This window comes from Rossellomorea sp. NPDC071047, from assembly GCF_050270195.1.
In the GTDB taxonomy this organism is placed as follows: Bacteria; Bacillota; Bacilli; order Bacillales; family Bacillaceae_B; genus Rossellomorea.
On the sequence record NZ_JBNNJT010000005.1, the window covers coordinates 42,761 to 65,719 of the forward strand.

At 41.5% G+C, this 22,959-nt stretch carries 23 protein-coding genes; 18 read left to right on the top strand and 5 right to left on the bottom strand.

Features of this window, described 5'->3' with window-relative positions; translation table 11 throughout:
• Nucleotides 1-24 precede the first annotated feature (24 nt).
• Complete coding sequence (locus tag ACQKFO_RS16835) at nucleotides 25-333, top strand: winged helix-turn-helix transcriptional regulator (RefSeq protein ID WP_427600034.1); 309 nt, start codon at nucleotides 25-27, stop codon at nucleotides 331-333.
• 35 nt (nucleotides 334-368) lie between these two features.
• Here the strand turns inward: ACQKFO_RS16835 and ACQKFO_RS16840 are convergent, their stop codons facing one another.
• Nucleotides 369-509: a hypothetical protein gene (locus ACQKFO_RS16840; protein WP_427600035.1), complete on the bottom strand. Its 141-nt coding sequence runs from the start codon at nucleotides 507-509 to the stop codon at nucleotides 369-371.
• Nucleotides 510-649: 140 nt separating this feature from the next.
• Here ACQKFO_RS16840 and ACQKFO_RS16845 point away from each other — a divergent pair, with 140 nt between their 5' ends.
• The 8 genes from ACQKFO_RS16845 (at nucleotide 650) to wrbA (ending at nucleotide 9,670) form a co-directional block, all read left to right on the top strand.
• Nucleotides 650-1,612, top strand: coding sequence for a LacI family DNA-binding transcriptional regulator (locus ACQKFO_RS16845; protein ID WP_427600036.1), 963 nt, complete (start codon nucleotides 650-652; stop codon nucleotides 1,610-1,612).
• A gap of 202 nt (nucleotides 1,613-1,814) precedes the next feature.
• Nucleotides 1,815-2,276 carry a large conductance mechanosensitive channel protein MscL gene (gene mscL, locus ACQKFO_RS16850; protein WP_427600037.1) on the top strand — a complete coding sequence of 154 codons (462 nt, stop codon included), beginning with the start codon at nucleotides 1,815-1,817 and terminating at the stop codon, nucleotides 2,274-2,276.
• Nucleotides 2,277-2,377: 101 nt separating this feature from the next.
• Nucleotides 2,378-3,310, top strand: coding sequence for an ATP-grasp domain-containing protein (locus tag ACQKFO_RS16855; RefSeq protein WP_427600038.1), 933 nt, complete (start codon nucleotides 2,378-2,380; stop codon nucleotides 3,308-3,310).
• Nucleotides 3,311-3,536: 226 nt separating this feature from the next.
• A complete protein-coding gene (locus ACQKFO_RS16860; RefSeq protein WP_427600039.1) occupies nucleotides 3,537-4,718 on the top strand; it encodes an ATP-binding protein in 1,182 nt (393 codons plus the stop codon).
• Nucleotides 4,719-4,937: 219 nt separating this feature from the next.
• A complete protein-coding gene (gene helD / locus ACQKFO_RS16865) occupies nucleotides 4,938-7,205 on the top strand; it encodes an RNA polymerase recycling motor HelD (protein WP_427600040.1) in 2,268 nt (755 codons plus the stop codon).
• A 130-nt stretch (nucleotides 7,206-7,335) separates the two neighbouring features.
• Entirely contained in the window at nucleotides 7,336-8,166 is an 831-nt protein-coding gene (locus ACQKFO_RS16870; protein WP_427600041.1) for an aldo/keto reductase, read from the top strand.
• A 284-nt stretch (nucleotides 8,167-8,450) separates the two neighbouring features.
• Entirely contained in the window at nucleotides 8,451-8,858 is a 408-nt protein-coding gene (locus tag ACQKFO_RS16875; protein WP_427600042.1) for a DoxX family protein, read from the top strand.
• Nucleotides 8,859-9,055: 197 nt separating this feature from the next.
• Complete coding sequence (wrbA, locus tag ACQKFO_RS16880; RefSeq protein ID WP_113969462.1) at nucleotides 9,056-9,670, top strand: NAD(P)H:quinone oxidoreductase; 615 nt, start codon at nucleotides 9,056-9,058, stop codon at nucleotides 9,668-9,670.
• Nucleotides 9,671-9,720: 50 nt separating this feature from the next.
• On the opposite strand, the gene ACQKFO_RS16885 is transcribed toward wrbA, so the two are convergent.
• Complete coding sequence (locus tag ACQKFO_RS16885; protein ID WP_427600043.1) at nucleotides 9,721-10,605, bottom strand: RluA family pseudouridine synthase; 885 nt, start codon at nucleotides 10,603-10,605, stop codon at nucleotides 9,721-9,723.
• Between the two features lie 171 nt (nucleotides 10,606-10,776).
• Here ACQKFO_RS16885 and ACQKFO_RS16890 point away from each other — a divergent pair, with 171 nt between their 5' ends.
• Entirely contained in the window at nucleotides 10,777-11,178 is a 402-nt protein-coding gene (locus ACQKFO_RS16890; protein WP_427600044.1) for a DUF5365 family protein, read from the top strand.
• A 186-nt stretch (nucleotides 11,179-11,364) separates the two neighbouring features.
• Here the strand turns inward: ACQKFO_RS16890 and ACQKFO_RS16895 are convergent, their stop codons facing one another.
• The gene (locus ACQKFO_RS16895; RefSeq protein WP_427600045.1) at nucleotides 11,365-11,838 is read right to left on the bottom strand and encodes a thioredoxin family protein; all 474 of its coding nucleotides are present in this window, start codon (nucleotides 11,836-11,838) and stop codon (nucleotides 11,365-11,367) included.
• 1 nt (nucleotide 11,839) lies between these two features.
• The gene (locus ACQKFO_RS16900) at nucleotides 11,840-12,265 is read right to left on the bottom strand and encodes a disulfide oxidoreductase (protein ID WP_427600046.1); all 426 of its coding nucleotides are present in this window, start codon (nucleotides 12,263-12,265) and stop codon (nucleotides 11,840-11,842) included.
• Nucleotides 12,266-12,430: 165 nt separating this feature from the next.
• Between ACQKFO_RS16900 and ACQKFO_RS16905 the strand changes: the two genes are divergently transcribed.
• The 6 genes from ACQKFO_RS16905 (at nucleotide 12,431) to ACQKFO_RS16930 (ending at nucleotide 20,396) form a co-directional block, all read left to right on the top strand.
• Nucleotides 12,431-14,104 (top strand): glycoside hydrolase family 13 protein, encoded by a 1,674-nt coding sequence (locus ACQKFO_RS16905; protein ID WP_427600047.1) that lies wholly within the window; start codon nucleotides 12,431-12,433, stop codon nucleotides 14,102-14,104.
• 296 nt (nucleotides 14,105-14,400) lie between these two features.
• The gene (locus ACQKFO_RS16910) at nucleotides 14,401-15,942 is read left to right on the top strand and encodes a bifunctional GNAT family N-acetyltransferase/carbon-nitrogen hydrolase family protein (protein ID WP_149155024.1); all 1,542 of its coding nucleotides are present in this window, start codon (nucleotides 14,401-14,403) and stop codon (nucleotides 15,940-15,942) included.
• Between the two features lie 186 nt (nucleotides 15,943-16,128).
• Nucleotides 16,129-17,880, top strand: a complete 1,752-nt coding sequence (locus ACQKFO_RS16915; protein ID WP_427600048.1) for a phospho-sugar mutase — start codon at nucleotides 16,129-16,131, stop codon at nucleotides 17,878-17,880.
• 191 nt (nucleotides 17,881-18,071) lie between these two features.
• Nucleotides 18,072-19,187: a GAF domain-containing sensor histidine kinase gene (locus ACQKFO_RS16920; RefSeq protein WP_427600297.1), complete on the top strand. Its 1,116-nt coding sequence runs from the start codon at nucleotides 18,072-18,074 to the stop codon at nucleotides 19,185-19,187.
• Between the two features lie 12 nt (nucleotides 19,188-19,199).
• A complete protein-coding gene (locus ACQKFO_RS16925; protein WP_427600049.1) occupies nucleotides 19,200-19,835 on the top strand; it encodes a response regulator in 636 nt (211 codons plus the stop codon).
• Between the two features lie 21 nt (nucleotides 19,836-19,856).
• Nucleotides 19,857-20,396, top strand: coding sequence for an NADPH-dependent FMN reductase (locus ACQKFO_RS16930; RefSeq protein WP_427600050.1), 540 nt, complete (start codon nucleotides 19,857-19,859; stop codon nucleotides 20,394-20,396).
• A 121-nt stretch (nucleotides 20,397-20,517) separates the two neighbouring features.
• On the opposite strand, the gene ACQKFO_RS16935 is transcribed toward ACQKFO_RS16930, so the two are convergent.
• Nucleotides 20,518-20,772 carry a YhdB family protein gene (locus ACQKFO_RS16935; RefSeq protein ID WP_044337863.1) on the bottom strand — a complete coding sequence of 85 codons (255 nt, stop codon included), beginning with the start codon at nucleotides 20,770-20,772 and terminating at the stop codon, nucleotides 20,518-20,520.
• A 166-nt stretch (nucleotides 20,773-20,938) separates the two neighbouring features.
• On the opposite strand from ACQKFO_RS16935, the gene ACQKFO_RS16940 reads away from it, so the two are divergent.
• Nucleotides 20,939-21,241, top strand: a complete 303-nt coding sequence (locus ACQKFO_RS16940; protein ID WP_148968280.1) for a DUF3889 domain-containing protein — start codon at nucleotides 20,939-20,941, stop codon at nucleotides 21,239-21,241.
• A 201-nt stretch (nucleotides 21,242-21,442) separates the two neighbouring features.
• Nucleotides 21,443-22,633: an MFS transporter gene (locus ACQKFO_RS16945; protein WP_427600051.1), complete on the top strand. Its 1,191-nt coding sequence runs from the start codon at nucleotides 21,443-21,445 to the stop codon at nucleotides 22,631-22,633.
• The last annotated feature ends 326 nt before the right edge of the window (nucleotides 22,634-22,959 follow it).

Consider the following 22,959-nt stretch of genomic DNA (forward strand, 5'->3'; position numbering starts at 1 on the left):
AGGATTTAGGATGTGAGAACTCATATGGAAACAAAACTTTGCCCGAAATACGCCGCTGCCTTTGAACTATTAGGCAAGCGCTGGATCGGGATGATCATAAAGGTATTATTTGAAGGAACGTGTCGTTTTAAAGATATAAATGCAGAAATACCGAATATCAGTCAAAAGGTGTTAACCGACAGATTAAAGGAACTGGAGGAAAACGGTATCGTGTCCCGGGAAGTCCTCGACGAAAAGCCGGTCAAAGTCCTTTATAGCCTGACGAAAAAGGGAAGGGAACTGGAGACTGTGATGGAGGCCGTCCAGGGTTGGGCAGTGAAATGGGTAAAATAAAAGCCTGCTTCAGTGAAGCAGACAAGGCAATTGAACTAGTTGAGCTTATGGTTGTATATGTGCTCAAACGGATCCTGTTGATCGTGGGGAGTATAGAAATGGATGGGCTTTAATGCGGCGTAGCTTCCTCCGATGATGATGATACACAGAACGGGTAAGAATAAAATACCGAGCATAGTACAGCCTCCTTATCATGTTTTAGGGGTAGACCCCTTGCATGATTAACTCTAAAGTGTGAAACGCGTTTCAGAGCAAGCGTTTTAAAAAGTTTTTCTCAAAAATGGGCTATTCATAACATTTAATGAGGGGTATGGGGATGACAAATATTCGCAGTATCGCCAAGCTTGCGGGAGTATCTGTTTCAACGGTTTCAAGGGTATTAAATCAACACCCTTATGTGAAAGAAGAAAAACGTCTGAAGGTTCTCGATGCCGTCGAGCAATTAAATTATATAAAAAACGCAAACGCTGTCCATTTATCAAAAGGCAAAACTTATAGCATAGGAGTTGTTTTGCCGTATTTGAATCTTCCTTACTTCGGAGAAATTCTTCAAGGTATTGCAGGGGAAGCGTTAAAGCATGGATATCATCTTCAACTTTTTCAAACGAATTATGACAAGGGAGCCGAACTTGATGCCTTTCATCGTCTGCAAATGAAGGAAGTGGACGGTTTGATCTTAACTTCACGCTCAAATTCACTGGATATTCTCACACCGTTCACAGAGAATGCCAATGTGGTTTTCTGCGAAAATGTGTACGGTCAATCTTGTAAGAAAATATATATCGATCATTATCAAGGAGTTAGGAATGGTCTCGAATATCTTTATTCAAAAGGTCACTCCCGCATAGGTCTATGCCTGCATCGAATGTATGGGACGAATAGTGAAGAGAGAATCCGGGGTTATTACGATAGCTCAGAAGCTGCAGGCAATCCTGTGCGTGATGAGTGGATCTTCAATGACTGCTATCACCTGGAAGATGGGAGGGACGTCGTGAAAACCTGGGAACAGATGAAAGAAAAGCCTTCTGCACTTATCGTTACGAGTGATCAGGTTTCAGCCGGTATGGTGACAGAGGCAGGGAAAAGGGGGATCAGGATACCCGATGATTTGGCTATCTTAAGCTTTGATAATCATCCTATTGCCGATGCCCTGGACATTACATCCTTTGAAGTACCAATACGCAAAGTGGGAGAAGAATCGTTTAAACTATTTCTTGAAAATACGGACCCTAGCCCCGTGATACTGGAAACAAAATTATTTGAAAGAGGGACCGTGTAAGTTTCTTAAGAAATGGAGGAGGCGAAAAGAATGTTAGGGAATAAAGAAGAAAAAATGTTGATCATCCTAATGGGGGCAGTCGCTATTATTGTGTTGCTAGCCATTGTAGGGAAATATCTTATGTAGCTTTTTTGCCCTTGTCTTCATAACTCACTCGGTTCTGCCATATGTTAAGAGTAATGAAGCGGTAGGTGAATTCATCATGTGGTCTGAATTTAAACAATTCATTTCAAGGGGGAATGTAATTGATTTAGCGATTGCAGTCATTATTGGTTCAGCGTTTGGCAAGATCGTGGAGTCTCTCGTTCAAGACATGATGATGCCGGCAATCGGAATTTTATTTGGTGGAATTAACTTAGAAGGCCTGCACCTTCGAATTGGAGCAGAGGTGATTGAATTGGGAAAGTTCCTACAAGCCCTTGTAGACTTTCTTCTCGTGGCCATGAGCATTTTTCTGATGATAAAGGTGGTCAACCGCTTGAAGGGCGGAGAACAGCAATACAAAGTGAAGCAAACGACGAACCTTGAAGTCTTACAGGAAATCAGGGATATCTTGAAGGACGATCATAGCCCTTCCTCTAGCGATGATTTCCCGAAAACAATCGATCAGCTTACAAAAAGTGGTATGAAAATTCAGATGAGAACCGACAGAAAGCCAAGATAAATTCATGATCATTGACCTAAATCCTACTTTTATAGTAGGATTACTTTGTGTTGTACGACCATTTTTTTGAAAAAATCCTACGGACAAATGGGGTAATGATCGTGAAAAAAATTCATATTATTCATGAAAATAGTGAATGGACCAATCATTTAACGACTCGTCTTGACGAGCTTCAATTGCCTTATGAGGAATGGTTTCTGGATCAAGGACTCGTCGATTTATCAACAGAGCCGCCAGAAGGTGTTTTCTATAACCGGATCAGTGCATCTTCCCATACCAGAAACCATCGTTTTGCACCTGAGTTAACGGAAAGCGTTCTTTCATGGTTGGAGAGGTATGAAAGAAATGTACTGAACGGGAGCCGTGCCCTCCGTTTGGAAGTAAGTAAAGTGAATCAGTATATGTCCTTGAACGCTGCCGGCATCAAGACACCTAAAACCATTGCGGCCGTTGGAAAAGAGCAGATCATAGAAGCTGCACAAAAGCTCAATAAGACATCATTCATCACCAAGCATAATCGTGCAGGGAAAGGATTGGGTGTTCAGTTGTTTCATTCAGTCGACGCACTGAAAAACTATGTCTACAGTGATGCATTTGAAGAACCGCTGGATGGCACGACGCTAATCCAGGAATACATTGAAGCACCAGACGCTTCGATCACACGCTGTGAATTCATTGGAGGAAAATTCATTTATGCTGTGAAGGTGGATACGTCAAAAGGATTTGAATTATGTCCCGCCGATGTCTGCCAGGTCGATGATCTATTCTGTCCAGTGGGGGAGCAAGAGGAGAAGCCTAAATTCCAAATCAGGGAAAACTTTTCCCATGATATCCTTTTGTCTTATGAAGCATTTTTAAAAGAAAACCGGATCGATGTTGCCGGGATTGAATTTATTCAAGACAAAGAAGGCACCATCTACACATATGATGTGAACACCAACACCAATTACAACAAGGATGCCGAGGCGAAGTACGGACAATACGGAATGCTTGAGTTGGCAAAATATCTTGGTGAACAATTGAAAAGAGTGTAAGTTGATGACTCTCCTGTACAATTACAGGAGAGTATTCTTATGTAATGTAAGATTACATATATAATTGTAACGATTTTCGTAGTAGTATGGTAGAATTTCTATAAAGTAGACAATATCTGTGAAAGGTCAAAGGGTATGTATGATTATCTTTAATCAGGATGTTATTAATAATTTCTTTTATATCATTTTGAGTATTTTTTTAATTTTTTTCCTTATTGAAAGAAAGATGATACATGGCTGGTATACAAGGTTTGCAACCCTTGTTTCTTTGAGTATTGCCATTATCCTGTGCATGCTCTCCCCAATCTATCATAATCCATACTGTGTACATGATTTACGGATGATTCCTTTTGTACTCGGAATTATGTATGGAGGACCATACACAGGGCTCGCACTTTTAGTTGTTTTATTGGTATCCAGGACTATGATATATAGTTGGAGTTTAGTAGCATTTGTGATTTATGTGGTGATCTACCTCATGACGCTTATCGGGATGAAGTGGTTCGATTTTGACAGGTTAACGAGCCGTAAGAAGATTATATTCTCAGTGATGCTCTTTACCATTCATTCCATAGTAGCGGCCCTAATTGCGAATGCCATGACAGTGTTTGTAATTGATGAAAGCTATCTGATTAATTTCATCTTACTCCCTTCAGTGGGAATGCTCATCTTGACATACATATGTGAAACATTGCTTAAACAGATTCAAATCAAGCAAGCACTCGTGAAAATAGAAAAAATGGAAGTGCTCGCTCAGCTGGCAGCCAGCATCTCACATGAAGTGAAGAATCCGTTAACGGTTATTAAAGGATTTCTAAGATTGCTCAATCAAGAAAATCTTCCAGTCGGAAAAAAAGAGCAATACTTAGCCATCGCTTCATCAGAACTGAACCGGGCAGAAGATATCATCAATGACTATCTCACATTTGCCAAGCCTGATCCTGATCATGTAGAGGACATCTCAATTTCCGAACAACTCAATAAGCTTGTTGATATGGTAGAGCCCCTCAGCAACCAGCAATCGGTGGACGTACATAAAAGCATCATGGACGCAACCATCGTCGGCAATACAAGGAGCTTTCAGCAAGCATTTCTCAACATCATCAAAAATGCGATCGAATCGATGCCAAAAGGAGGTACCCTAACGATACTTTCGAAGGTTCAAAAAGAGAACGTAAACATCACCATCACTGATACTGGAGTCGGGATGACCTCTGAACAACACGCCAGACTGGGAGAACCGTACTTTTCTACGAAGGAAAAAGGGACTGGTCTTGGTCTTATGGTTTCCTATCGCATCATTGAAGCGATGAGAGGCGTAATTACGGTTGAAAGTAGAGTTGGCAAGGGGACGAGTTTTCAGATTGTGTTTCCTGTGGATCGTATGAAAGACCCTTCATCTTTATAGGTGGAGGTTTTTTTGATCACTATTTTCGTTCAGGATATTGGGTCTTGAATTGTATATTGATATTCTCCTAATTATCTGATAATATATATTCCTGCTCCCAAACGCCTACATAATTTTTACAGATTTCGATATGCGCATTCACCTAGAGTCATTACCTTGGTGGAAGTGGTATGACGTTTTTTCTCCATTGCGGCTACTAACATTTGGAAGGAGAAATGTATGACGAAGGAATCAACAATTCATCCCGATTTTTCAACTGAATCAGAACGCCTGGAGTTTACGAAGCGTTACATTGATGTAGTCATCAGCACATCCCAGACGAGTAAGGAAAAGTATAAGGAAAACATGGAAAAAGCTTTTGGAGATATTGATTGGGGCGAGTCGAGTGCTGCTTACATCGATATCTTGACGAACTCAAGCTTTTTTGAGATGTCCAAAGAAGAACTTGAGTCCCTGACGAAAGCGAAAACGAAACCGTATTTTGCCAGGATTGATTTTCAACATGAGGGCTCGGACAAGGTGGAGAAGCACTATATTGGGAAGACCTCCCTGTATCAGAGGGAGAATCAAGAACAAATCATCGTGGACTGGCGGTCTCCCATCGCAAACCTGTATTACGAAGGAAGAATCGGTGATGTTTCGTATGAAGCGGAAGACGAGACATATGAAGGAGATCTTTCATTAAAGCGCCAGTACATGATTGAGGATGGTTTGTTAGAGGAAATCAGGGATATAGATTTAACGACCACTGATGAATTGCTTCAGGATTCATTAGCCAAAAGCTCCAGCAATCGTTTAACTGAAATCATTTCCACCATTCAAGAAGAACAAAACCGGATCATCCGGGCAGATCTTAACAAGCCCATCATTGTTCAAGGAGCGGCAGGAAGCGGAAAGACCACCATCGCCCTTCACCGGATTTCATATTTCATTTACAATTACAAACAACATTTTGATCCCAGACAACTAATGATTTTAGCGCCGAGTAATTTATTCATCGACTATATTTCAGAGGCATTGCCGGAACTTGGAGTAGAACGTGTAAGACAAACGACGTTCACTGATTATGTCATGACCTGCTTAGAGAAAAAGCTGAAATTAGTAGAAGATAACAAGCTCATTCAGTTAATTGAAACCCACGGTGAAGACGTAGTGACTGCATCCTGGATATCAGGGTTTAAAGGCTCCAAAGCATTCAGGAGAATCCTTGATTATTATATTGAAGAAATTGAACAGCGTTTTTATACATCAAAGGACTTCTATGTTGATAAATACAAGCTTTACACGGCAAAAAAGTTCACTCATCTTTTTAAAGATGAATATACGTATATGCCAATCTATCGCAGGATAGAAAAGCTCAAGACTCTCTTACAGAGTTATGTTCGGACGAACAAGAAACAGATGGTGGAGAAGGTAGAGAAGTTTTTCGATGAACGGATCGAAACAGCGCTCTTTCAAAGGATACAGGCAGCAAACCGGAAGGACTATGTGTCAAAAGCATTGGACAAGAAAAGTGAGCGGATTGAAGAAATTAAGAAGTCGATCCGAACAAGCGTTACGGCCTACATGAGGCAGTTTGAAAAGAAAAACCTGGATCAATACTTCATAGAATTGTTTTCAGATCCCAAACGGCTGGCTTCATACTCGAAAGGTGAGCTAAGCATGCAACAGGCAGAACAGCTTAGTCAATATACGTTGAAATATGTGAAGAAGAAACAGTATGAGGTAGAAGACTTAGCCATCCTTCTATACTTGCAAACTCACTTGTATGGGATCGATAAATTTTATAAAGCAAAAAATATCGTGATTGATGAAGCTCAGGATTATAGTTATATGCAGCTTTATTCCTTGAAGAGGGCACTGGAAACCGACATGTTTACACTGGTGGGGGATCTTGCCCAGGGGATTCACTCCTATCGTGGACTTCAGTCATGGGAGCCGGTGTATAGAGATGTGTTTCCGAGGGCTACCTATACCGAGCTGCAAAAAAGCTATCGAACCACGATTGAAATCATGGAGGAAGCGAATAAACTGCTGAATCTCTTACCCTACGATTTTCCTAAAGTGAATCCAGTGGTGAGACATGGAGATTCTCCCAGCTTCGATGAGTATGTGGAATTGGAAGAATTGGCTGCGGTAATCGAGGAGAAGGTGAATTCTGGACGGGAAGAAGGATTCCAAACCTTCGCCGTGATTGGAAAAAGCATGAAGGATTGTGTGAAAATCAGCGAAATCCTTCAAGAGAGGCAGCCCGGGAAAGTGAAGTTATTAGAAGAACAGGAATCGATCCCGAAAGATCAAATCGTCGTCGTCCCATCTTATCTGTCAAAAGGGCTCGAATTCGATGTGGTCATCATTGCAGCGGTTGATGAGGCATTCAATCCGGAAAACGAACTCGACATCAAGCTCCAATATGTGGCCATGACCCGTCCCCTGCATAAGCTCGCGTTTATCGGGAAGAGAAAAGAGCAATTTATTGGCAGGTAGAAGCTCCAAGTAGGTCCGTCCCTCATACAGAGGGACGGACCTTAATTTAGTATATAAAAGAATCTTTCAATCATAACATTCGCAAAAAGCTGAGTGAATTTGTAAAATAGTAATTCAGGAGGGATGCAATATGTTAAAAAACTTACAGAGCACTAAGACACTACATAACGGGATCGAAATTCCTTATGTCGGTTTAGGAGTTTACCAAATGAAAGATCCGTCTGAAACGGTGCAGGCTGTTCAAACAGCGATTAAGTCAGGGTACCGTTCCATTGATACAGCTGCGATCTACGACAATGAAGAAAGTGTAGGTCAAGGTGTGAAAGAAGGTGGAGTAGCGAGAGAGGAACTGTTCATTACATCGAAAGTATGGAATGGTGATCAAGGCTACGATACAACATTGAAAGCATTCGAAACCAGCCTGAAAAAGCTTGATATGGACTACATGGATCTTTATTTAATTCACTGGCCGGTAGAGGGAAAGTACAATGATACATGGAAGGCACTCGAAAGACTGCATAGCGAAGGGTTAGTGAAATCCATCGGTGTAAGCAACTTCCATCAGCATCACCTTGAAGATTTGATGAAGAACAGCAATGAGAAGCCTGTATTAAATCAAATCGAATTACACCCTCGTCTGAATCAGGAAAAAATAAGAGAGTTCTGTGCATCACAAAATATTGCAGTGGAAGCATGGTCACCAATCGCTCAAGGGCGTGTACTGGATGAACCAACACTGAATCACATTGCTGAAAAGCATGAAAAATCCGCTGCCCAAGTGATTCTGCGCTGGCACCTTCAGAATGATGTCATCATCATTCCTAAATCTGTTCATGAAAGCCGTATAAAAGAAAACGCAGATCTATTCAACTTTGAATTATCACTAGAAGAAATGAACCAAATCAATGGATTAAATCTCGACGAACGTTTCGGACCAGATCCGGACAACTTCGATTTCTAATCTGTATATTAATAAGAGGTCCGTCCCTCCAGATGAGGGATGGACCTCTTATTTTTGTCCTCCTGCCTTCAGGTACCCACTATTTAAAAAGTTGTAAAATAGTTATTGACAGAGAAGTAAGGAGTATTATACAATTATCTCGAAATCAAAATAAATACATTCGAGATAACATGTACTCTTTTTTTACGCATATATCTCAAATTCAAGATAAATGATTTGAGAATAATTGAATTTGAAATGTTTGAAGCTACATCTCGATGGGAAAACATAAAGGAGGAAGTAAGATGACAGCATTAGCTGCGTTCGGTTTATTGGTTATTCGTTTAGTAGTGGGGTTAACATTCGCTGCTCATGGAGCACAGAAGTTATTTGGATGGTTTGGTGGACACGGACTACAAGGAACCGGTGGCTTCTTTGAGTCCATTGGAATCAAGCCGGGAAAAACGATGGCATTACTTGCAGGACTTTCTGAAGTTGCAGGGGGATTACTATTCGCAGCGGGGTTCCTGACGCCATTAGCAGCGTTACTTATCATTGGAACGATGATTGTAGCGATTGTGAAAGTTCACGGACCAAATGGTTATTGGGTAACACAAAATGGTACAGAATATAATGTGATGATCATTGTTGTTGCTCTAGGGGTAGCTCTGGTAGGGGCAGGATCATTTTCTATAGACGCACTCTTATTTTAGATAAGGTTCATTTTTCAGTAGGAATTATCTGATGTGGAAATCCAACACAGAAACTCGGCGTGCAATCCAACATCACTATTTTAAATTTGGTAGCAAATGAATAATGCAGGTGAATGTTGATTGATTTACCTGCACTCAGATTCGGTGTTTCACTTATTTACTATATAAAAACCATATTTAAAGGAGAGATTTCGACTATGTCTAACGTAAAATTAGCAATCATGTACTACAGTTCAACGGGAACAAATTATCAAATGGCGAAATGGGCAGAAGAGGCTGCGAAAGAAGCAGGTGCTGAAGTGAAAGTACTTCGTTTTGAAGAAACGGCACCTGAAGGAGCGATCGCTTCAAACCCGGCATGGGAAAAGCACTATAATGAAACAAAAGATATCGTGCCTGTTGCGACACTTGACGATCTTGAATGGGCAGACGCTTACCTTTTCAACGTTCCAACACGATTCGGAAATGTTCCATCTCAAGTCAAAGCCTTCCTGGATACTACTGGAGGTCTTTGGTTCAACGGGAAACTTGCAAATAAAGTAGTAAGTGCCACATCATCTGCGAGCAACTCACACGGTGGGCAGGAACAGACGGTTCTGGCTCTATATACAACTATGATGCACTGGGGTGCAATCATAGCGGCTCCAGGGTACACAGACCAATCAAGCTTTACTACAGGAGGAAACCCGTATGGAACGAGTGTAACGGTCGATCAAGAGGGCAATATGGTTGAATCCGTAGAGCCTGCCGTGAAACACCAAACTCGCCGTACGATACAAATCGCTGAAGCTGTGAAAAACGGATTGAAATAAATAACATATAAAAAAGCGAGCCGCTCGAGAGTGGCTCGCTTTTTTTGTTCTCAAAGTCCAATATCATCGGCACAAGCAGCCTCACACTCAATCCATTCGCCAGTCAAGGGATGAGGAAATGAAATCCGTGCTGCATGTAACGCTTGCCTTTTGAAAATCGGCTTTCCTCCATATAATATGTCACCGACTAAAGGATGACCGATGTGACCCATATGGACTCGAATCTGGTGTGTGCGGCCCGTATCAAGCTGGACTTCCACTAAAGTATAAGGATTTTTATACTCCAGCACCTTGTAGTGAGTGACCGCATCCTGACCAGAAGGTGAAACTCTTCTTCTGGTATTGTGATGGCGATCCCTTCCAATCGGTTCAGAGATGGTGCCTTTTTTCTGCATCAGTCGACCATGAATGAGAGCGTGGTATGTACGCTTGATCTGTCTCTCGGTGAGAAGGCGGTCAAGAATCGCTTTACTTAACGGGTGCTTGGCGAAGATGATCGCTCCCGAAGTATCATGATCCAAACGGTGAATGTGCTGGACGCGGCAGCTTTCTCCCCGGGCTTGATAATGAAAGGCAACCAGATTTGCAAGGGTATCCGTCTCATTCGGATGGTTTGGGTGAGTATCAATTCCCGCAGATTTGTTGACGACAATCAGATGGGCATCTTCGAATAGTACATCGATTTCTCCGTAGGTCGGAGGGACATCGTATCCTACTTCTTTAAATAATCGAAGCTGAAGGGTATCTCCAGGGGATAGGGGCTGGGTCCAGGAAATCGAATTCCCGTTCACTCTAATATCACCCGCCATCCTCATGGAATGAACTAGTTTCTTAGGTGCTTTCCAGTGATTTCTAAGAATTGTTTCAATCGTTACATTTTTCCATTTATTCGGAATGACTAGTTCAAATAGTTCTCCTTTTTTCTGTGTTTTCATCAAAAAACTCCTTCAAATGACAAAAATCGTATACGTGTGTGGGTGTTTAAGCCTAATTTAACACCTATTCAACCCAATTCATGGGTATAATTACCACGCTGTGGGTTCTACTTCTATGTTATCCTTAATATATCTATTACAGAGAGATTACAACCATTACAAAGGTGGGTTATGACGGTGAAAGTTTTACTAGCATCAACACATGAACAGGAAGATAAAATTCAAGAGCTCATACAGTACATGTATTGTACTATTTTCCCTGATTATTTCACAGATGATGAAATTGAGCAATTTGATGATATGCAAGTATTACATACGACGACAAGAAACTTTGAATACTTCGGAACCCTTAAAGAAGCGTTCCAGGTGATTTCAAGCTTACAAACATTGATTTCCATTATCGAGAGCGGATCAAAAGAAGAAGTGTATGAAGAAATGTTTTACCACAATGCTGAAATACTTCAGGGGTTTGGTATGTTTTTCCCACTGTCGTATGATCAATTCAGTGAAGAATCTGATTGTAAGCATAATTTAAGTATTTATTCCAGAGCGGATAACCAGCTGCTTGTTTAGAAAATCACGTCAGGAAAAGTTTGATACTTTAGAAAATTCGTATAAAAATGTTTAGAAGATTCCAGTGAGGGGAAAATAGCTTGTAATAAGTTGATTTTGAAGGTACACAGTATCTTCATCTTGAAATTCCTCCTCACTTGAAAGGGGCTGACTCGTGGAAAAGTCAGCCCCTCTTTTTTTGCTTTATTATTCTTTCGTAACGTTCTCTTCAAAAAACGTCTTGAATTCTTCTTTAGGCTGTTCTCCTACGATTCTCGCTACTTCTTTTCCATCTTCGAAATGAACCAGTGTTGGAGTGGATTCGATTCGGTATTGATCCCATCCTTGTTCAAATTCAAGTAGATTGTACTGAACCATGTCGACTCCCATGTCTTCGGCAAGTGGAGCAAGTACAGGAGTAGTCCTCTTACAATGAATACATGAGGAGCTGTAGAAATACACAGTCACATCTTCGTTATTCTTTAATTTCTCTTCTAATTCCTCTGGTAGGATTACATTCTGATAGTTAGGGTCGTCCAGCAATTCGACAGTGGCCGGTTCAAGATTCGCTTTTTTAAACTTATTTCCCTCTGCCTTTTGATTGTTTTGCATGCTTGTGATGAGCGCGATGGCAGCAAATAATGCGACGATCGCTACTAGGAATATGATGATTTTCTTCAATCTATTTGTCCTCCTTTAATGCTTTTAATACCATTACACTTGCGATGAAGATGATACTGAAACCGGTCAATGCCAAGAATGGGATGGTGATAAAGCCGAACAGGTTGATGTATTCGCCTGTACATGGGACCCGTCCGCAGGCAGGTGCACTCTCTGTTAGGATTGAAACTTTTTGAATAGAGTAGTGATACAAGGAAACGAGAAGGCCGATTCCCGATAAAATAGTAGAATATAATGCCGCTTGAAAATCTTTGCGGACATAGGCCACACCTAATAGAATGACCATCGGATACATTAAAATACGCTGATACCAGCATAATTCACATGGTTCATATTTCAGGATTTCAGAGAAATATAAGCTTCCCATAGTTGCGACAAGAGAGGAAGCCCATGCTAGGAACAACAGAGAATCTGCTTTTTTATTCATATAGAATTCCTTTCTTAGTATATTCTATCAAATTATAGTATGTTATTATTATAAATGTAAAATGAGAAATCTTTATGAATAAATATGATATTTTTTTAACGATTTGTGCAAACGTTTGCAGTAAGCGTTTTATACTTAGAATGTACCTAACAGGAGGAATCACATATGACAAAACAATGGTGGAAAGAATCAGTCGTCTATCAAATTTACCCTCGCAGTTTCATGGATTCAAATGGTGATGGCGTCGGGGATATCAGAGGAATTATTTCTAAATTGGATTATCTGAAAGAACTGGGCATTGATGTGGTTTGGTTATCACCTGTGTATGAATCTCCGAATGATGATAATGGTTATGATATAAGCAATTATAAAAAGATTATGGCTGAGTTCGGCACGATGGCTGATTGGGAAGAAATGCTTGAGGAAATGCATATCCGTGGTATGAAGCTTGTGATGGACTTAGTGGTGAATCATTCTTCAGATGAGCACGGCTGGTTTGTGGAATCGAGGAAATCAAAAGACAATCCATACCGTGATTATTATATTTGGCGTGAAGGAAAAGATGGTAAAGAACCGAACAACTGGGAGTCTGTTTTTAGCGGTTCTGCTTGGGAATATGATGAGACGACAAAGGAATATTTCTTACATCTCTTTTCTAAAAAGCAGCCGGATCTAAACTGGGAAAGTCCGAAGCTGCGCCAGGAAATCTATGACATGATGAAATTTTGGCTGGATAAAGGGATCGATGGTTTCCGTATGGACGTCATCAACTTCATTTCGAAAGTGCCAACATTGCCTGATGCTCCTAATCCTGAAGGAAAGGTGTATGCTTCCGGTCATGAGTACTTTATGAACGGTCCGCGCATTCATGAATTCCTTAAGGAAATGAATCAAGAAGTCTTATCCCAATATGATGCGATGACGGTTGGTGAAATGCCGGGTGTGACACCGGATGAAGCCGTATTATATACAGGTGAGGACCGCAATGAGGTGAATATGGTATTTCAGTTCGAACATATGGATGTGGACTCGGGGCCAGGAGGGAAATGGGACATCATTCCTTTCGACCTTGTAAAATTGAAAACCATTTTTACGAAGTGGCAGACAGAACTTCACGGGAAGGGCTGGAACAGTTTGTATTGGAACAATCACGATCAGCCAAGGATTGTTTCACGACTTGGTGACGATGGAGAGTACCGTGTGAAATCTGCCAAAATGCTGGCAACACTCCTTCATCTGATGCAGGGAACGCCTTACATTTATCAAGGGGAAGAAATCGGAATGACAAATGTTCGCTTCTCTTCCATTGAAGAGTACAAGGATATCGAAACCCTTAACATGTACCGTGAAAAAACAGAAGAAGGTATGGATCCTGAAGAAATCATGAAGTCCATTTATGTAAAGGGAAGAGACAACGCAAGAACCCCTATGCAGTGGAACAGCAGCGACCAGGGAGGGTTCACGGAAGGAGAGCCCTGGATTGCCCTTAACCCCAACTACAAAGTAATTAATGCCGAAGAAGCGTTAAAAGATTCGGAATCCATTTTTTACTACTATCAAAAATTGATCGCTCTTCGTAAAGAGCATGAAATTATTCCATATGGATCATTCGAGCTCCACTATGCAGACCATCCTTCCGTATATGCCTATACGAGAGCCTATGGAAACGAGAAGATTCTGGTTCTTTGCAATGTATCCGGTGAAAAGCAAGTCATTGGTAACGTCGCTTCTTTTGATATCAATCGGGCTGAAATCCTCATAACAAACGAAGAAAAGCATGAAAAAGATGAGTTTACTTTAAACCCTTGGGAAGCAACGGCTTACTATCTTAAAGGGTAATGGAAGGAAGCACCCATGAATGAGGGTGCTTCTATTTTTAAGGACATTTTTGTAATGTTTGTTTGGTGTTAATGAGCTATGAAATAAATAATAGCTAAGTGGATTGGAGCGGAAAGCGAGCACCTGGAGCGGAAATCAACCACTACTGGCTATTTTAAGAATATTTAACACCAAATCTCTTCAAATCATTCACACCCCTTTGCTAAAATAAAAGGGATGGACTGTCATGAACTTCGTTTCAACAGTGCACTATAAGGGTATATAATTCAGGTATTTTATGAAGGAGTAGATCATAGATGGCAGAAAAACTAGACTTATCACAGTTCGAAAAGAAAATGATCATTCGTCCAATGGAACATAAGGACATTCAAGATATCATCAACATGCAGTCTGTTTGTTTCCCGGGTATGGATCCCTGGAAGGTGGAGCACCTGGAAAGTCATTTGGACGTGTTTCCGGAAGGTCAGCTTGTCGCCGAATTAGAAGGGGAAATTATTGCATCATGCTCGAGTCTGATCATTAACTTTGACGAGTATGACGACCGCCATACATGGGATGATGTTACGGATAATGGCTACATAACGAATCACAATCCCGATGGCTATAACCTGTACGGAATCGAAGTCATGGTTCATCCTGAGTACCGACGAATGAAGGTAGGACACCGATTATATGAAGCAAGGAAAGATCTTGCACGACAGTGGAATTTAAAGAGTATCATCATCGGGGGACGCATCCCGAACTACCATAAACACTCAGAGGAGATGTCTCCACGGGAGTACGTGGATTCAGTCGGGCGTCATAAGATCTACGACCCTGTACTATCATTCCAGTTATTGAACGGCTTCACCCTGATGCGGATCAACCCGAACTATTTGCCTGATGACAAACGATCACATAAATATGCCACCTTAATGGAATGGAATAACGTCGATTACCGTCCGTCGAGCAAACGGCATTTTAAAACAAGTTATCCTGTAAGAATCTGTGTTGTTCAATACATGATGCGTAAAATCAATTCCTTCGAGGAGTTCGCGAACCAGGTTGAATACTTCACAGATGTTGCATCAGATGCAAAATCTGATTTCGTCGTGTTCCCTGAAATCTTCACCACGCAGCTCATGTCATTCTTGAACATCCAGTCACCGAGCTTAGCTGTGAGAAAACTGACTGATTTTACTGAGGAATATATCGAATTATTCACGGATTTGGCGGTGCGTTACAACGTGAATATCATTGGGGGTTCTCACTTCGTTAAGGAAGAAGACGATGAAATCTATAACATCGCATACTTATTCCGTCGTGATGGAACGATCGAGAAACAGTACAAGGTTCATATCACACCAAATGAACGAAAATGGTGGGGAATCAGTCCTGGGGATTCAGTAAGGGTATTCGACACGGATTGCGGGAAGATCGCGATTCAAATCTGCTATGATATTGAATTCCCTGAGCTGGCCCGTATCGCAACTGACAAAGGGGCGAAGATCATCTTTACTCCATTCTGTACAGAAGATCGCCAAGGATATCTCCGTGTCAGATACTGTGCACAGGCCCGTGCAGTCGAAAATCAGATTTACACGGTCATTTCCGGTACAGTCGGGAATCTTCCACAAACAGAAAACATGGACATTCAATACGCTCAATCAGGTATCTTTGCTCCATCTGACTTTGAATTCGCACGTGACGGAATTGTCGGAGAGACGAATCCGAACATTGAAATGGTCATGATCGGAGACGTCGACCTCGAAGTGCTGCGACGCCAGCGTCAATCGGGTACGGTCCGCCAGCTGAAAGATCGCCGCCATGATGTGTATGGAGTGAATTATAAGAAGTAATCCAGAAAAAGCCTCTCTGATTTGTTCAGTGAGGCTTTTTTGAGAAAAAAAGACAAATTCTTTTGAGAAAAATTATGCTAAAATAAGGTCTGAACGAATCTTGTCGACATGTGACGGATTGTTTTAGCAGGATTTCAACAATTTGTGATAGAATTTATTATTATACAGCATTAGGAGGGGATCGTTTTGAGTTGGAAAACATCTTGGGAAAAATGGAGCGACTACTTGCATCTGGATGAAGAGATCAACGAGCTTTTAGGAGCAATGAAAGACGATGAGAAAACCTTAGAAGACGCATTCTACAAAAACCTGGAATTCGGTACTGGTGGAATGAGGGGAGAAATTGGTCCCGGAACCAATCGAATGAACATTTATACAGTTAGAAAGGCCTCAGAAGGATTAGCACGATACATAGAAGAACAAGGTGAAGAGGCTAAAAAGCGCGGAGTTGTAATCGCTTACGATTCCCGTTATAAATCTCCTGAATTTGCCATGGAATCAGCGAAGACGTTAGCTACACATGGTATTCAAACATATGTGTTCGACGAACTGAAACCAACTCCGGAGCTTTCATTTGCCCTTAGACAATTAAAGGCATTCTCTGGAATCGTAGTCACGGCAAGCCATAATCCACCTGAATATAATGGTTACAAAGTATACGGTGAGGATGGAGCTCAGCTGCCCCCACACATAGCCGATGCCGTTATCGATAAAGTGAATGAAGTGGAAAATGAGCTGGAAATCAAAGTGAAATCCGAAGAAGAATTGAAATCATCCGGCCTGATTAAAATGATTGGCGAAGAGATCGATCAATCTTACCTGGAGCATCTGATTTCGATTTCTGAAAAACCGCAAATCGCCAAGGAAGTCGATCTGAAAATCGTATTTTCTCCATTACATGGAACAGCTTTGAAGATGGCTGAAAAGGGTCTGAAAGCCTTAGGATTCGAGTCTGTTCACATTGTAAAGGAGCAGGCGATTCCAGATCCTGAGTTTACGACTGTGAAATCCCCGAATCCGGAAGATAAAGCTGCCTTTGAATATGCCATCCGTGACGGAAAGGAAATCGACGCAGATATCCTGATTGCGACAGATCCGGATGCAGACCGATTAGGTGTAGCCGTTAAAGGGGAATCAGGCGAGTATATCCTTCTCACTGGAAACCAAACAGGAGCTATTCTGCTGGATTATATACTGGCACGTAAACAAGAAAAAAATATGATCCCTGAAAATGGACGGGTATTCAAAACCATCGTTACTTCTGAATTAGGCCGTAAAGTGGCAGAACATTACGGAGCTTCAGTGGAAGATGTTCTGACAGGCTTCAAATTTATCGGTGAAAAAATCAAGAAGTATGAAGAAACAGGCGAATACTCCTTCTTATTTGGTTATGAAGAAAGCTATGGGTACTTAATCGGCGACTTCGCCCGTGATAAAGATGCCATTCAAGCCGTGCTGATGGCAGCAGAAGCGGCGGCTTACTATAAGAAGCAAGGAAAAACACTATATAATGTACTGAATGATTTATTTGAACGGCATGGCTTCTATCAAGAAGGATTAAAGAGTTTAACTCTTAAAGGAAAAGAAGGCGCTGAACAAATTCAGGGGATTCTGAAGGACTTCAGAAACGAGCCTTTGAAAGAAGTGGCAGGTATGCAGGTCGTTTCATCGGAAGATTATAAAGTAAGTAAGAAAGTCGATTTACAATCAGGTGAAGAATCAATCATTCACCTTCCATCTTCCAATGTTTTAAAATACTATCTTGAAGACGGATCATGGATTTGCTTGCGTCCATCTGGAACCGAGCCGAAGATCAAGTTCTACTTCAGCGTGATTGGTGAGACACAAAGCGATAGCGATGATAAATTACATGCTCTGCAAGAAGCCGTCATGGCGAAGGTGGAAACGATGGTAAGTTCATCTGTAGGAGAGGCATAAGGCCTTTACAGCAGTATTGCAATGCGTAATACAATACAAGAGATGTGCTGGAGCATCTCTTGTTTTTTTTTGAATTAAAAAAGAACATATGTTTTCAGTCAAAGGTCGTAGAGCGTTTCATTCTTTTTGAGAATACCGGTTTTGTGTAAAATCTATATAATAGTAGTGAAGGATCGGAGAGGACGATGAAGATGAATCAAGAATCCCTTTCAAATATCGGGCTTTTGAAAGAGATAGCCGAATTGCTGAACAATGAAACAGAGCTTTCTTCCATGCTTTCAGGTGCAATCAAGAAGTTGATCAGAGGAACAAGCTTCACGACAGGATGGATTTTCTTTATTGATAAGAAAGGAAGTCACGAGCTTGTCTCCCATGAAAATCTCCCAAAGTCACTATCTGACCGAAAATGTGAATTGATGAAAAAGGGCGGCTGCTGGTGTGTCAATCGCTTTCGAAATGGAAAACTGACGAAGGCATCCAATATCATCGAATGTCAGCGGATTGAGCAGGCCATTGAAGAAAACAGAGGGGATACAGATGAAATCACGTATCATGCAACCGTACCTCTTCAGTCCGGAAGTGAATCCTTTGGGTTATTGAATGTCGCAGCTCCGAATAAAACCCACTTTTCTACTGATGAACTGGCTCTTCTGGAATCGGTTGCCTTTCAAATCGGTTCGGCCATTAAGCGGATTATGCTGACTAAGAAGGAGCAGGAAGTTGCTCTGATTGGCGAAAGGAACCGATTGGCGAGAGATCTTCATGATTCTGTGAACCAACTGTTGTTTTCACTTACGTTAACGGCAAGAGGCGGAGCGGAGATGACTGGGGAAGCGGAAGTAAAGGACACCTTCAAGACCATTCAAAGTCTTGCCCAGGAAGCGCTATCGGAAATGCGTGCCCTCATTTGGCAATTGAGGCCCCATGGTTTGGAAAACGGTGTGGTGGAAGCTGCTAAAGGATACGCAGACATGCTCGGATTAACCCTTGAAATGAAAGTAGAGGGAGTCATAAGCCTAAGCTCTAAAATAGAGGAAGTATTGTGGCGTGTCAGTCAGGAAGCCCTGAATAATTGTAAAAAACATTCGGGTGAAAAGAACATAATCTATACATTGAAAAGTCAGGCACAATCGATCCGATTAACGATTGAAGATAGAGGATACGGATTTCAATATGACAGGAAACAGTCCCTGCCGTCAGTGGGGATCCAGGGTATGAGAGAGCGTGTGAAAAGCATTGGCGGGGAATTAATGATAGATAGTGGGCTTGGGAAAGGAACGAAGATTATAGTTCAAATACCGTATTAGGAGGTGCCATGCATGATCAGAGTGTTAATAGCCGATGACCATCACGTCGTACGAAGAGGTCTTGTATTCTTTTTGAAAACACAAAAGGACCTGGATATCGTTGGAGAAGCGAAGAATGGTGCAGAAGCCGTTCAATTAGCTCAAACATTGGAACCGGATATCATTTTAATGGATTTAATGATGCCGGTCATGGATGGAATTCAAGCAACAAAGGAAATAAAGAAGAATCATCCCGCTATTCAAATTCTGATGCTCACCAGTTTTTCTGATCAAAATCATGTGATTCCAGCCATAGAAGCAGGAGCAGCAGGGTACCAATTAAAGGATATTGAACCAGATGAATTAGTGAATAGCATCCGAAAGCTTTTATCAGGGGAAAACTCTCTCCATCCTAAGGCAACCAACCATTTACTTACCCGTATTTCCAGAAAAGAACCCCCCCACAAAATCCATGAGCTTACCAAACGGGAGAAGGATGTTTTGATTGAGCTTACAAAAGGGAAGAGTAATAAAGAGATTGCTTCCAGCCTTTATATAACGGAAAAAACCGTCAAGACTCATATTTCAAACATTTTTTCAAAGCTGGAAGTAACGGATCGAACCCAGGCGGCTTTATATGCCGTTAAACATCAACTGACATCAAACTAAACCGGAAAGGATTTTTCGATCATGAGTATTGTAATTATTAACGGAAGTCCAAGAAAACGCGGGCGTACTGGAATTGCATCGCGATTCATCGCACGGACGTATGAGTGTGACCTTATTGACTTAAGTGATGGATCACTCCCTTTGTACACCGGGGAGCAGGATCAATCAGAGGTTGAATCCGTTCAATCACTTAAACAAAAAGTGAAGGAAGCAGACGCCGTCATTTTAGCTTCTCCTGAATATCACAGCGGTATGAGCGGGACATTGAAAAATGCACTCGATTTCCTTGGCAGCGAGCAATTTGCCCACAAGCCAGTGGCACTACTTGCATGTGCCGGTGGAGGTAAAGGAGGTATCAACTGCTTGAACAACCTTCGCATCGTCGGCCGTGGAGTATATGCGAACGTCATTCCGAAGCAGCTAATCCTTGATCCGCACTGCTTTGATTATGAAGGGGACGGACTCTTAGAAGAACCTGCTAAATTAGTCGATGATCTGATGAGGGAACTGAAGGTGTATGTGAAAGCGGCTGAGCTAGTGAAAAGTGAAATATCTTCTTAAACGGGAAAATCGGCATTGTGCCGGTTTTTTTATTTGGTTCAATTTATACATGCCAAAATAATAAAAGCTGATCCATTAGCGCATACTAATTGGATCAGCCGTAGGTGGAATTCTCTTTTTGTTACATCTCTGCAAAGGTTTCCTCAAGTGGTTGCTCGACACTATAGGTGAAGTTTGCATGTTCAATATATCGTAAAAGCGTATATAGGTTACGCTCTACAACCGTGTAATCATTAGAAAAATGATACGCATGTAAGAAGTGTTCAATTCTTTTCGAAAGAAGGTCATCCTTCGTTCTCACCATGAGGATCAACAGGTTATCCCATTCTGATCGGTGAGTGTAATACAAGGCCCGATCGTAATCGACTTTGTTCACTTGGTTTCCCTCCTTTTGAAGGGGTAATCATATTGTATGGAGAAAACCGCTTTTATTTCTCTGTAAAAGTTGGTTATGTTGCAGTTGCTTGTTTTCCTACTATTGGGTGAATAAATCAGTGAATTTAATTCATCCTATTAATGAAACGCAAACAGAGGTGATGATAATGAAGAAAGTCATAGTGATTGCATCAACCGTGTTTTTTCTGTTATTTTCAAGTCATGCAAATGCTCAACCAACGGATTATCAAAAATTTGGCCGGATTGCCACAGCCGTCATTAAAGAAGATTATCCTGGTCAGCCTGTGAAGGATTATCAATACCAGGGTAGAAAGAAAATGACTGAAAACAAAGTGGCCGATTCATTTGAATTTACCGTTCAAGAGAACAATGCAGAGAAAAAGGTACTTGTAGTCGTCGTACACGATCTTGATAATGAAAAAATACTGAACATTACGGTGCAAGAATAGGTGCAACAGATAAAGTCTTCTAAATAGAAGGCTTTTTTTGTTCGGGGAGCATAAAATAAAGTATTCACTGCAAAAATTGAAACTGTTTGATAAAATAAACCTATACATAAATCGTATTATTTTTTGAAAGGGGTTCATTAATCCAATGTGATGCGATCTTTTCTGACCTAATAAAAAACTGAATAGAGGGAGGAAGAGATATTGCATTCCAATGCATTTAGAAATCTGTGGTTCGGTCAAGCATTGGCGAATATGGGAGATGTGTTGTATATAGTAGGGTTGATCTCCCTAGTTTACAATATAACGGGCTCTGCTATTTATATGACGGCCGTTCCTTTGGTTATTACGTTTTCGCGTTTCATTAGTAGTATGGTGGCACCTCTTCTATTAAATCGCAGTCAAATGAAGAGTTTAATTGCATACTCTCAAATGGGGAAAACATTCTTATTATGTTTCTTTCTCTTGTTAATGGTACTCAATATTGACAATGTGTGGTTCTTTTTATGTTGTGCGAGTATCATCTCATTTTTAGATGGGTGGGCATTGCCTGCCCGAAATTCGTATGTGCCTTTTCTTGTAAAACGGGAAGAGTTGATGGGAGCGAACGGGTTTTTATCCACCGTCGATCAGACGATACAATTTTCAAGCTGGGCATTAGGTGGGATCTTATTATCGCTCATAAATGAAACGAATCTTTTTATCGTGATCATTGTTTTGTTTCTTGCAAGTACCCTGTTTATGATGAAGCTGCCTGTTATCCCAAGTGCCAGCTTAGAAGTGAGGAAAGTTTGGTGGCAGCAGCTTGGAGAAGGATGGTCAGAGGTTAGAAAGAGAAAGGGATTAGTTCCCGTGTTTTGGATCTATGGGTTAGAGTCGATTTCAGGCACCGTTTGGATTGCGGCTGTTTTGTATTTGTATGTTGATCTGCAATTGCAGCGAGGAGAAGAATGGTGGGGGTTCATCAACTCCAGCTTCTTTGTAGGCTTGGTTCTTGCTTCTTATTTGATTTTTAAGCTTCACGGCTTGTTTTCAAAGCACAGGGATAGATGGCTCCCGCTTTGCATGGTCTTTACCTCAAGTGTGACACTCGTCTTTGCCTGGAATAAGGTTGCTCTCCTTGCACTTGTTTTATCCTTTGTGTTCGGTTTGTTTGATCAAATTAAAAATGTCGTTCTTCAAACGTATTTGCAGGAAAGTGCACCGCCTGAAGAATTGGGGAAAATCTATGCTGCCCAGGGAGCATTAACAACATTGCTGTTTGGCTTATCATCTGTAGGGGTGGGGCTGCTTCTTGAAGTACTAAGTATTTCAATGATTTTCTGCCTATCAGCACTCATACTACTGGGTACTCTCATCCCTGTGATGCAGTTGCAAAAGGATTTTCGGACATAACATTGATGAAAAAGCTGTTCCTATCATGTGATAGAGAACAGCTTTTTTGTTTGTTTCTGACCTGCCCAACCCGCCTTCGCTTTTCTTTATGTCCAGCTCCAGGGGCTTGGGGCTCGAGGTCATAAGCCAAGTAACCCAAAAAGGCAAAGGGCGCCTTTCCGGGTTACTCGTCTTATGCTTGTCGCCCCAGTGCGAGCCCCTTCCGCTTTTCTCATTGTCCAGCTCCGGCGGCTAGAGGCTCGAGGTCATAAGTCAAATCCACAAAAAAGGCAAAGAGCGCCTTTTGTGCGGATCCGCCTTATGCTTGTCGCCTCTGCCCAACCCGC

Coding starts and splice junctions, on each gene's coding strand:
- ACQKFO_RS16835 (WP_427600034.1), top strand. CDS start 25: ATGGAAACAAAACTTTGCCCGAAATACGCCGCTGCCTTTGAACTATTA.
- ACQKFO_RS16840 (WP_427600035.1), bottom strand. CDS start 509: ATGCTCGGTATTTTATTCTTACCCGTTCTGTGTATCATCATCATCGGA.
- ACQKFO_RS16845 (WP_427600036.1), top strand. CDS start 650: ATGACAAATATTCGCAGTATCGCCAAGCTTGCGGGAGTATCTGTTTCA.
- mscL (WP_427600037.1), top strand. CDS start 1,815: ATGTGGTCTGAATTTAAACAATTCATTTCAAGGGGGAATGTAATTGAT.
- ACQKFO_RS16860 (WP_427600039.1), top strand. CDS start 3,537: ATGATACATGGCTGGTATACAAGGTTTGCAACCCTTGTTTCTTTGAGT.
- helD (WP_427600040.1), top strand. CDS start 4,938: ATGACGAAGGAATCAACAATTCATCCCGATTTTTCAACTGAATCAGAA.
- ACQKFO_RS16870 (WP_427600041.1), top strand. CDS start 7,336: ATGTTAAAAAACTTACAGAGCACTAAGACACTACATAACGGGATCGAA.
- ACQKFO_RS16875 (WP_427600042.1), top strand. CDS start 8,451: ATGACAGCATTAGCTGCGTTCGGTTTATTGGTTATTCGTTTAGTAGTG.
- wrbA (WP_113969462.1), top strand. CDS start 9,056: ATGTCTAACGTAAAATTAGCAATCATGTACTACAGTTCAACGGGAACA.
- ACQKFO_RS16885 (WP_427600043.1), bottom strand. CDS start 10,605: ATGAAAACACAGAAAAAAGGAGAACTATTTGAACTAGTCATTCCGAAT.
- ACQKFO_RS16890 (WP_427600044.1), top strand. CDS start 10,777: ATGACGGTGAAAGTTTTACTAGCATCAACACATGAACAGGAAGATAAA.
- ACQKFO_RS16900 (WP_427600046.1), bottom strand. CDS start 12,265: ATGAATAAAAAAGCAGATTCTCTGTTGTTCCTAGCATGGGCTTCCTCT.
- ACQKFO_RS16905 (WP_427600047.1), top strand. CDS start 12,431: ATGACAAAACAATGGTGGAAAGAATCAGTCGTCTATCAAATTTACCCT.
- ACQKFO_RS16910 (WP_149155024.1), top strand. CDS start 14,401: ATGGCAGAAAAACTAGACTTATCACAGTTCGAAAAGAAAATGATCATT.
- ACQKFO_RS16920 (WP_427600297.1), top strand. CDS start 18,072: ATGAATCAAGAATCCCTTTCAAATATCGGGCTTTTGAAAGAGATAGCC.
- ACQKFO_RS16925 (WP_427600049.1), top strand. CDS start 19,200: ATGATCAGAGTGTTAATAGCCGATGACCATCACGTCGTACGAAGAGGT.
- ACQKFO_RS16930 (WP_427600050.1), top strand. CDS start 19,857: ATGAGTATTGTAATTATTAACGGAAGTCCAAGAAAACGCGGGCGTACT.
- ACQKFO_RS16940 (WP_148968280.1), top strand. CDS start 20,939: ATGAAGAAAGTCATAGTGATTGCATCAACCGTGTTTTTTCTGTTATTT.